General features: G+C 67.8%; 10 protein-coding genes and 1 tRNA gene. 5 read left to right on the forward strand and 6 right to left on the reverse strand.

Translation table 11 applies throughout. The annotated features are described in order from the left end of the window. The 3 genes from rapZ to ACK5F2_RS00670 form a co-directional block, all read right to left on the reverse strand. A complete protein-coding gene (rapZ, locus tag ACK5F2_RS00660) occupies nt 1–912 on the reverse strand; it encodes an RNase adapter RapZ (RefSeq protein ID WP_409862053.1) in 912 nt (303 codons plus the stop codon). Beyond that, nucleotides 909–2,621: a DNA repair protein RecN gene (recN, locus tag ACK5F2_RS00665; protein ID WP_409862054.1), complete on the reverse strand. Its 1,713-nt coding sequence runs from the start codon at nt 2,619–2,621 to the stop codon at nt 909–911. Before recN ends, rapZ begins: the two co-directional genes overlap by 4 nt. A 139-nt stretch (nt 2,622–2,760) precedes the next feature. Continuing rightward, entirely contained in the window at nt 2,761–3,645 is an 885-nt protein-coding gene (locus ACK5F2_RS00670) for an NAD kinase (protein ID WP_409862055.1), read from the reverse strand. Between the two features lie 74 nt (nt 3,646–3,719). On the opposite strand from ACK5F2_RS00670, the gene hrcA reads away from it, so the two are divergent. Both hrcA and ACK5F2_RS00680 read left to right on the forward strand, forming a co-directional pair. Beyond that, entirely contained in the window at nt 3,720–4,736 is a 1,017-nt protein-coding gene (gene hrcA, locus ACK5F2_RS00675; protein ID WP_409862057.1) for a heat-inducible transcriptional repressor HrcA, read from the forward strand. Between the two features lie 53 nt (nt 4,737–4,789). After that, a tRNA-Ile gene (locus ACK5F2_RS00680) sits at nt 4,790–4,866 on the forward strand. 48 nt (nt 4,867–4,914) lie between these two features. Here the strand turns inward: ACK5F2_RS00680 and ACK5F2_RS00685 are convergent. The 3 genes from ACK5F2_RS00685 to ACK5F2_RS00695 all read right to left on the reverse strand — a co-directional run bounded on the left by ACK5F2_RS00685 (nt 4,915) and on the right by ACK5F2_RS00695 (nt 7,816). Then, the gene (locus ACK5F2_RS00685; RefSeq protein WP_409862058.1) at nt 4,915–5,871 is read right to left on the reverse strand and encodes a carbohydrate kinase family protein; all 957 of its coding nucleotides are present in this window, start codon (nt 5,869–5,871) and stop codon (nt 4,915–4,917) included. A 266-nt stretch (nt 5,872–6,137) separates the two neighbouring features. Beyond that, on the reverse strand, nt 6,138–6,860 hold the full coding sequence (locus ACK5F2_RS00690) for a Crp/Fnr family transcriptional regulator (RefSeq protein ID WP_409862059.1): 723 nt from the start codon (nt 6,858–6,860) through the stop codon (nt 6,138–6,140). Nucleotides 6,861–7,114: 254 nt separating this feature from the next. Continuing rightward, a complete protein-coding gene (locus ACK5F2_RS00695; protein WP_409862060.1) occupies nt 7,115–7,816 on the reverse strand; it encodes a GGDEF domain-containing protein in 702 nt (233 codons plus the stop codon). A 347-nt stretch (nt 7,817–8,163) separates the two neighbouring features. Here ACK5F2_RS00695 and ACK5F2_RS00700 point away from each other — a divergent pair, with 347 nt between their 5' ends. From ACK5F2_RS00700 to ACK5F2_RS00710, 3 genes are all read left to right on the forward strand, one after another. After that, nucleotides 8,164–8,541 carry a hypothetical protein gene (locus ACK5F2_RS00700; RefSeq protein WP_409862062.1) on the forward strand — a complete coding sequence of 126 codons (378 nt, stop codon included), beginning with the start codon at nt 8,164–8,166 and terminating at the stop codon, nt 8,539–8,541. Nucleotides 8,542–8,624: 83 nt separating this feature from the next. Continuing rightward, nucleotides 8,625–9,332, forward strand: a complete 708-nt coding sequence (locus ACK5F2_RS00705; RefSeq protein WP_409862063.1) for a Crp/Fnr family transcriptional regulator — start codon at nt 8,625–8,627, stop codon at nt 9,330–9,332. 87 nt (nt 9,333–9,419) lie between these two features. Next, complete coding sequence (locus tag ACK5F2_RS00710; RefSeq protein WP_409862064.1) at nt 9,420–9,686, forward strand: BON domain-containing protein; 267 nt, start codon at nt 9,420–9,422, stop codon at nt 9,684–9,686. The last annotated feature ends 12 nt before the right edge of the window (nt 9,687–9,698 follow it).

Raw genomic sequence — 9,698 nt, forward strand, 5'->3', positions numbered from 1 at the left:
TCAGCGTGCGTCCAGCTCGCGGTGACGCTTGAGCACATGGCCGTGGCTGGCGAACTGCCTCGCCAGGGTCTCGACCAGATAGACCGAGCGGTGCTGGCCGCCCGTGCAGCCAATGGCCACGGTGAGGTAGCTGCGCTGGTCCGCCGCGAAACTGGGCAGCCACTGGCGCAGAAAGCCGCTGATCTGGCCCAGCATCAGGCCTACCTCGGGCTGGGCGTTCAGGAAGTCGGCCACCGGTGCATCGCGTCCGGTCAGGGGGCGGAGTTCGCGGTCGTAATAGGGGTTGGGCAGCACGCGCACATCGAACACAAAGTCCGCGTCGCTGGGTACGCCATGCTTGAAGGCAAAGGACTCGAAGACCAGGGTCAGCGACTCACCGCTCACCGAGACCAGGTCCCGCACCCAGGCCCGCAGCTGGGCGGCCCGCAGCAGGCTGGTGTCGATCACGGTGGACTCGGCGCGCAGGCCGGCCAGCAGCTCGCGCTCCAGGGCAATGGCTTCGACGAGGGCGCGATGGGCGTCGGCTCCATCCTGGTCGGCGCCCAGTTCGCCGCTGCGCAGTGGGTGGGGGCGCCGCGTTTCCGAGAAGCGCCGCAGCAGGGCCTCGTCATTGGCATCCAGAAACACCGAGCGCACCCGCACGCCCTGGGCGCGCAGCTGCTTCAGATGCGGCAGCACATGGGGCAGGGAGCCTTCGCTGCGCACATCCACGCCAATGGCCACGCGCCGCTCGCCGCGCTGCTTTTCCAGCGCCAGGAAATGGGGCAGCAGCTCGGGAGGGAGGTTGTCCACGCAGAAGAAGCCAGCGTCTTCCAGCGCGTGCATCACCACCGACTTGCCACCGCCGGACATGCCGGTGATCAGCACCACCTCGCCGAGATCGCCTGCAGACTGTGAAGCTTCGGTGCTCATGAACGGGCCTTGCGGGAGCTGGAGGAGGTTTCGGGGCTGCCGAGTGCCGACTGCACCAGCATCTCCTGGGCATGGGCCAGGCTGGCCGAGGACAGGCGCTCGCCGCCCAGCATGCGGGCAATCTCCTGCACGCGGGCCTCGCCCTGCACCGGGCTGACATCGCTGGCGGTGGCGCCATCCTCGCGCAGGGCCTTGGCCACCACGAAATGATGGTCGGCACAGGCCGCCACCTGGGGCAGATGGGTCACGGCCAGCACCTGGCGCTGGCGGCCCAGCTGCTTCATCAGGCGGCCCACGGTCTCGGCCACGGCCCCGCCCACGCCGGCATCGATCTCGTCAAAGATCAGAGTGGCGGCGCCGCCCTCGTCCAGCTGGCAGGTGGTGACGGCAATCGCCAGGGCGATGCGCGAGAGCTCGCCGCCCGAGGCCACCTTGCCCAGGGGGCGCGGTGTGCTGCCGGCGTGGCCGGCCACCATGAATTCGGCGCTTTCCAGGCCAAAGCTCTGCGGTTGTTCCTGAGGCAGCAGGGCCACCTCGAAGGCGCCACCGGCCATGCCGAGCTGCTGCATGGCCTGGGTCACGGCGGCGGCCAGGGCCGGCGCGGCCTGGGCGCGGGCACGGCTGACGCGCTGGGCCTCCTGGTCGTAGGCCTTGCGGGCCTCCAGCAGCGCGCGCTCCAGGGCGGCCAGATCGCCGGCCTCGTCCAGGGCCTGCAGCTCGGCCTTCCACTGCGCATGCAGGGCGGGCAGCTCGGCGGCGGGGCGGCGGTAGCGGCGCGCCAGGGCCATCCAGGCGGAGAGGCGCTCGTCCAGCTCGGCCAGGCGCTCGGGTTCCTGCTCGGCGCCGTGCAGATAGGTGTTGAGCGTGTGGGCCGCGTCCTGCAGCTGGGCCTGGGCGCCCTGCAGGGCCTCGATGGCCGGGGCCAGGCGGGCGTCGAAGGCCAGCACGTCCTGCAGCTTGTCCACGGCCTGCTCGGTCAGGCTCTCGGCACTCTGCTCGGCCTCGCCCGAGGCGCCGGTCAGGGCCTCCAGGGCCAGGCGGGCGGCCTCCATCAGGGAGGCGGCGTGCGAGAGGCGCTGGTGCTCGGCATTGAGTTCGTCCCACTCGTCCGCGCCGGGCGCCAGGCGGCCAATTTCTTCCAGCTGCCAGGCCAGGCGCTCGCGCTCGCGGGTCAGTTCCTCGCTGCGGGTCTGGGCGGCCTCCAGGCGCTCGCTGGCCTGGCGCCAGGCGGCGTGGGTGCGGGCCAGTGCGGCGGTGTCCAGGCGTGCGAAGGCATCCAGCAGGGCGCGCATCGAGGCCGGGCGGGTCAGGCCTTGCCAGGCGTGCTGGCCGTGGATGTCCAGCAGGCTGCCTGCCGTCTCGCGCAGCTGGGCCACGGTGGCCGGGCTGCCATTGATCCAGGCGCGGCTCTTGCCCTGGGCGTCGATCACCCGGCGCAGCAGCAGGGTCTCGCCGGGCTCGAAACCGGCCTCGTCCAGCCAGGGCTGCAGGCTGGGCGGGCTGTCGAACTCCGCCGTGATCTCGGCGCGGCTGGCGCTCTCGCGCACCACGCCCGCATCGCCGCGCTGACCCAGGGCCAGCTGCAGCGCATCGATCAGGATGGACTTGCCCGCGCCGGTCTCGCCGGTGAGCACGGCAAAGCCGCCCTCGAAGTCCAGCTCCAGCGAGGGCACGATGACGAAATCGCGCAGGCTCAGGCGCCTAAGCATCAAAGTTCTCCATGTCGCCAACAGGCGAGCTCGTCCGAGTAAAGCAAACCTATCGAGCGACACCCGAGGATCCGGCTTCGCCGGGCCTGCGGGTGTGCCCCCTCGAGGGGGCGGCCGAAGGCCGTAGGGGGGGAGCTCATTAGCTGACTCCCTCGTACCAGCGCAGCTTGCGGCGCAGCGTGGCGTAGTAGCTCCAGCCCTTGGGGTGGAGGAAGCAGACCTGGTGGGCCGAGCGGCGCACGGTGATGCGGTCGCCGTGCAGCAGGCTGGCCAGGCTCTGCATATCGAAATTCACGCTGGCATCGCGGCCGGCCACGATCTCCAGCCGCACCTCGCCCGAGTCGGGCAGCACGATGGGCCGGTTGGACAGGGTGTGCGAGGCAATGGGCACCACCACCCAGCCGGCGATGCTGGGGTGCATGATGGGACCGCCTGACGAGAGCGAGTAGGCCGTCGAGCCGGTGGGCGAGGCCACGATCACGCCGTCGGCCCGCATATTGGCCACGAACTCGTCGCCCACATCCACCTTGAGTTCCACCATGGCCGCGGTGGCGCCGCGGCTGACCACCACATCGTTGAGGGCCAGGCCCTCGAAGATCACCTCGCCATCGCGCCAGACCGCGCCTTCCAGCATGGCGCGCTGTTCGCGCTCGTAATCGCCGCGCAGAATGGGCGCCAGCGATTCGCGAAAACGTTCCAGCGAGATGTCGGTGATGAAGCCCAGGCGCCCCTGGTTGATGCCCACCAAGGGCATGCCGTGGCGGGCCATGTCGCGGGCAAAGCCCAGCATGGTGCCGTCGCCCCCCACCACGATGGCCAGATCGCATTGCGCCCCCATTTGCTCGGTGGACAGGGCGGGGTAGTCGGTGATGCCGGTGTTCTCGGCGGTGTCGCGCTCCAGGGAAACTTCCAATCCCTGGGAGGTCACGAATTCGGCAATCTCCTCCAGCACCGGCCGGATGCCGCGGGCTTGGTGTTTGCCCACGATGGCCGCATGTCGGAAAGGCGTTTGAGAGGACGTCATGACCATGCGCAGAATTACACCACAGCGATATGACGGACCTCTGAGGGCTGGTGCTCAGTCCTTACAATGAAAACATGCTCGACGAGCGATCCAAATCACTGCTGAAGACCCTGGTTGAACGCTATATCGCGGATGGCCAGCCCGTGGGCTCACGCACGCTCTCCAAGGCCTCGGGCCTGGAGCTGAGCCCGGCCACCATCCGCAATGTGATGGCCGACCTGGAGGAGCTGGGCCTGATCGCCAGCCCACACACCAGCGCGGGCCGCGTGCCCACGGCCCGGGGCTACCGGCTTTTTGTGGACACCATGCTCACCGCGGCCCCAGGGCTTGTGGCCGACACCCGTCCGCTGGAGCAGCAGCTGCAGCCCGACCAGCCGCAGCGCGTGATCGCCAGCGCGGCTCAGCTGCTGTCCAACCTCTCCAGCTTTGTGGGCGTGGTCACCGCGCCGCGCAAGCCCAGCGTCTTCCACCACATCGAATTCCTGCGCCTGGGCGAACGCCGGGTGCTGGTCATCATGGTGGCCCCCGATGGGGATGTGCAAAACCGTGTGATCTTCACCGCCCAGGACCTGAGCCAGGCCGAGCTGGCCGAGGCCAGCAACCGACTCAATGCGCACTACGCCGGCCTGAGCCTGGAGTCGGTGCGCGAGAAGCTCAAGAGCGAGGTGGATGCGCTGCGCGGCGAGATCGCCCAGCTCATGAGTGCGGCCGTGCAGGTCGGCACCGAGGCCATGCAGCATGAGGAAGATCGCGTGGTGGTCTCCGGCGAGCGCAATCTGCTCACCGTGCAGGACTTCAGTCACGATATGGGCAGCCTGCGCCGGCTCTTCGACCTCTTTGAGCAGAAGACCCAGCTGATGCGCCTGCTGGACGTGTCCAGCCGTGCCGAAGGCGTGCGCATCTATATCGGCGGTGAGAGTCAGGTCGTGCCCTTCGAGGAACTGTCCATCGTCTCCGCCCCCTACGAGGTGGACGGCCAGGTGGTGGGCACCCTGGGCGTGATCGGCCCCACCCGCATGGCCTACGACCGCATGATCCAGATCGTGGACATCACCTCGCGCATGGTGAGCCAGGCCCTGTCGCAGAAGTAGCGCCAGCGGTATTGCCGGTGCGGCGTGTTGCTGCCCTTACAATCGCGCGCTCCGGGCCGTTAGCTCAGTTGGTTAGAGCAGGGGACTCATAATCCCTTGGTCACAGGTTCAAGTCCTGTACGGCCTACCAAATACAGTGCGGCGACTCAGCCCACCACGCCCCCGGCGCCGCTGGACTTCAAGTCGCTGGCGCCTCGCCCGACACTAGGCACACCTGGGGCATCAAGGCCATCACCTGCTCCAGGCTGGGCGCTTGCGCCCCGGCCAGGGTGCAGGCGGCACTGCCGGCCGCGACGGCAAAGGCCAGGTGCTGGGCTTCCGTGCGAGCCGTACCGGCCTGCATGCGGCTTGCCAGCAGGCCGGCCATGGCGGCATCGCCCGCGCCCACGGTATCCACAAGTTCGATGATGGGGGGCTTGGCCTGCCAGACGCCGTTCGGCGCATAGAGGCTGGCACCCGCCGCACCCTCGGTGTAGAGCCACCACGCTTGGGGGTTCCAGGAGCGGAGCAGCTTCAGCGCTGCACCGGCCTCCATGCCGGGCATCAGGGCGGCGAGATCCTCGTCGGAGAGCTTGATGATGCTGGCGATGCGGCACATCTGCTCAAAGCTAGCCCGGTAGTCTTCGCCCATGGCCTTGCGATGATTGGGGTCGTAGGCAATGTCCAAACCCCGGGCGGCCAGCGATGAAGCCAAGGCGATCAGGCGCTGGGACAGGGGCGGGCGGGCCAGGCTGATGCCACCGAAATGGGCCCAGCTGGCCTGCTCGGGCCAGCCTGCGGGCAGCAGGTCGGGGTCGAAATACAGATCGGCGCTGTTCTCGCCCAGAAAGAAGTAGTCCGGCGGGTGCGCCTGCGGCACCATGGCCAGCAAAGGCGCTTGGTCCACACGCTGCAGGAAGCGCAGGTCCAGCCCGCCGGCCTCGCTGTCCCGCCAGAGCTCGTCGCCAAAGCAGTCCTGGCTGATGGCGCCGGCGAAGGCGCTGCGCAGGCCCAGGGCCGCGGCGGCACGGGCCACGTTCCATCCCGATCCGCCGCTGCGGGCCAGCCAGCGCTCGCTGTGCGGCGCTGCGCGAATCATGTCGGTCAGGGCTTCGCCCAGGGCGACGAATTGAGGCAGAGCTTGGGAGAGGCTCATGAGGCAGGTGCGGCTGAGATGGCGTAGCGGGCGCCGGTGCTGTGATCGTTTATCGTGCCGGCCGGGCTTTTCGCGTCGGTGGTGTTGATCTTGTCCCGCGCGAGCAGCCGGAACCAGGCAAGGTGCTGGTGGTCGATACAACGGCGCCAGCTATAGGCCCAGAGCTTCTTGTACCACTCCCAATCTCATTGTCTGCGGCCTGCCCTTGCGCCGCTTCAATCGAGTGGGCTTTGCACCGCCCGTCGACAAGGTGAATCAGCGCCAGGCTAGCGAGGCAGGGGCTGAGTCAGGAGGCGGTCGTACTCGCGTTTCACGACGGCATAGCACTCGCAACAGCGTTGCTCCAGACCGTTGCGATCCTTCACCGTGATGTGGCCCCGGACGTATTCGATCAGGCCGTTTTTTTGCAGTCGCAAGGCTGCCTCGGTCACGCCCTCACGCCGCACACCCAGCATATTGGCGATCAATTCCTGGGTCATCACGAGATGACTGCCGTCGATACGGTCCAAGCTCAGAAGCAGCCAGCGGCAGAGTTGCTGCTCCAGCAGATGATGCCGGTTACACACCGCCGTCTGCGCCATCTGTGTCAGCAAGGCCTGGGTGTAGCGCAGCAGCAGGTGCATGCCGATGCCGTATTGGCTGAAGGCCAGCTTGATGTCAGGCGCGGCCAGTCTGAAGGCAGAGCCTGCGCTTTGCACCACGGCGCGGCTGGGCGTGGTCTCGCCACCCATGAACAGGGAGACGCCGACGATGCCTTCATAGCCCACCACAGCCACCTCGGCCGAGGCACCGTTCTCCAGCAGGTAAAGCAGGGAGACGATGGCGGTGGTCGGGAAATAGACATGGCTCTGCGGCCTGAAAGGCTCGTACAGAACCTGCCCCAATTCCAGGGGCACATGCTCCAGCCGTGCAGACCAGACCGCCCACTCCTCGTCCGGCAGGGCTGCAAGCAGTTGGTTCTCGCGTGGATTCAGCGCGTTTCTCGCCATGCAGATCCCTCCCTGAAAGCCCTGTAGCTAGGTGGGACATACTAGGCGAGACCCGGTCGCTGAAGTGTTCGTTAGCGTACACAAGGCCGGAAAAAATGCCGGCGCGCCAGCCGCATCAGCCGCCCTTCCGACCCGCGCCACCGGCATCGTGCTGTGCTGGGGCGCGGCGATAGGCAAGGTGGCCATGGCCTGCTCAGGCGCTGCGGCATCCTGTTCGCTGGATCGCATTGCTGTGCGCAAACCCCCTGTGATGATCAAGCGGCTCGGTGTCGCATCTGCTTGATGCGATACATGCAGGCATCGGCGCTGCGGATCAGCTGCGCCGGCGTGCGCCCGTCGCGGGGGTAGAGGGCAAAGCCTATGCTGACCCGGGGGTGCAGGATGTGCTCCTCGATCGCCAGCGCAGGCTCCACGGCCTCGACCACCTTCCGGACCACGCGCTCGGCCTCGGCGGGGTCGATGGCGGACATCAGCACCACGAACTCGTCGCCGCCCATGCGGCAGACCGAATCGCTGACACGCACCGCGGCCTGCAGCCTCCTGGCGATGCCCTGCAGCAAGGCGTCACCCACCGGGTGGCCGTAGCGGTCGTTGACCTGCTTGAAGTCGTCGACATCGATGTAGAGCAGCAGCAGGGGCGTGTCATGGCGCTCGGCCAACAGGACTTCGTGCGCCAGCCTGTCCTGCAGGATGAGGCGGTTGGGCAGGGCGGTCAGCACGTCGGTCCCCGAGGCCTGCACCGCCCGTTCCAGGGCCGATTCTGCCGTTCTGGCCGAGGCGAGCGCGTGGTCGCGCTCCCGGCGCAGCTGCTGGTTTTCTGCCAGCAGGTGTAGCAAAGGTTCCTGCAGGCCCGTCTGTGCCTCGATGACGTTGGCCTCCGGGCGTGCAGCCCAGCGTTGCGAGTCCGGTCCCAAGACGCGGAGCGAATTGGCTGGGGAGCTACCCAGTATGTTCATGCTCGTCCTCCTTGCTGCTTGAATGGTTCGGATGCTTCGCGTGGCTGGCCTGATGAGCCCCTAGCTTGCGTGCCTGTGGGCAAGCGTCCCAGAGGTGCCCCGCCTTGGTCTGTTCGATAGCGAACACCATCGCGGGCCATCTATCTGTGTCCGCTGCGTCTAGCTGGGTTGGCCGGGTTGGCCGGTTTCGCCAGATGCGCCGGTTTCGCCGGGCGCGCCCGGCGGCTTGTCGTCAACCAGCCCGCCCTGTCATCCGGGCCTTGGGGATCAGGGACTGCGCGCTGCCGAACAGACGCCGCTGCCACGTGCGCTCAGGCTGTGCCATGACTATTCAGGAGGCTCTTGACATGCACCGCCGCTACCGAGATCAGATGGACCCTCGCGGCGCCGAGGTCGAGCCGGATGAGGCCCTGCTGATGCAGGAGTTCGACATCCGCTTTGACGGGCAGCGCTACCTCTTTGCCGGCTACCGCTACGAGCGCCTCGCCGACGCTGTGAACTATGCCAAGCTGATGCGGCTCAGACCCGCCCAGGAGCCGCCGGATGCCAGCTCCTCGGGCTCCAGCGCCATTGAGCCGGTTCCCAGCCCCGCCGACCTGGCGCGCATGGCGGCTCTGGATGTTCGCTACGCCAAGGGGCTTTATCACTTCGGCCTGTATCGCTATGAACGCATGCAGGATGCGGAGAACTATGCCCGGCTGTGCCGGGCCCGCGGCTGGCGCTAGCGCCGTCGGCGCCGGGCTGCTGCCCCCGTGTCCGGTTGCGCTGCCGTACCGCGAGACTGCCTGCTCGGCGCTCGGAATGGGTCATGATTGCCAACCTGCTGCTCCAATGCCTGCCTCCCGAGGAGCTGACGCGCCTGCTGCCCTTGGGTGAGCAGATCGCCGTACCCGCAGGTTCCCTGCTTCTACCGCCCCACGAGCCGCCGCCCGCCTTGCTGTTTCCTCTGAGCGGCATGCTCTGCCTGGTGACCCGTCTGGAGGCCCATGCGCCGCTGCAGCTGGGCATGGTGGGTCGTGAGGGCCTCGTCGAGTCGGCCTGGCTGCTGGGGCCTGCGCTTGCGTCCATGGGCGTGCAGGTTCAGCAAGCGGGCCAGGCCTGGTGTTTGCCGGCATCTGCACAGCGCCTGGCGGCCAGGGCCAGTCCATCGCTGGAAGGCTTGCAGGATCGCTACCAGCTGCGGCAGCGCCAGGCCCTGGCCACAAGGGCGGCCTGTCTGCACTTCCACACCCTGCAGCAACGACTGGCCCTTTGGCTGCTGATGGCCCAGGACCGGCTGCAGGGCGAGGGTTTCCATGTGACGCAGATTGAGCTGGGCCAGCTCTTGGGCGTGCGGCGGGCGGGCGTGTCCATGGCCATCGGCCAACTCCAGAGCGCCGGGCTTCTGCAGCATCGGCGGGCCTGGTTGCGAATCGATGACCGTGCCGGTCTGCAGGCGCTGGCCTGTGTCTGCTACCGGCAGGAACGCGTCGATCTGCTCCCGGTCCCGAGTGCGCACGGATCAGCAGCAGCCTGAAGATCTGGTCGGCGGGAGGCGTAGCGCACAGACTGCGGGCATGGCCCGCGTTCAGTCTGACAGTCGGCTCTTGCGTCGAGGTCCACCATGCACACCACACCCCCTGAACCGAACGGCCTCGGCGGTCGTAGCGATCCGGAGCTCACCGGCCTGGCGCAACGCCTGCTGAACTGGAACCGCTCCCTGCCCCATGGCGCGGTGACGGCCTATGTGTATCGGGGCTATCTGACCCTGAGCGGCGAGGTGCTCTGGCACTATCAGCGTCAGGACGCCAGTCACTGCGTGCGGAGCCTGCCCGGGATCCTGGGTATCGAGAACCGCATCACCCTGCGGGGACGGCCTGGCGTGACTTGAGCTGCCTTGAGA

This window comes from Roseateles sp., from assembly GCF_046300915.1.
In the GTDB taxonomy this organism is placed as follows: Bacteria; Pseudomonadota; Gammaproteobacteria; order Burkholderiales; family Burkholderiaceae_C; genus Kinneretia.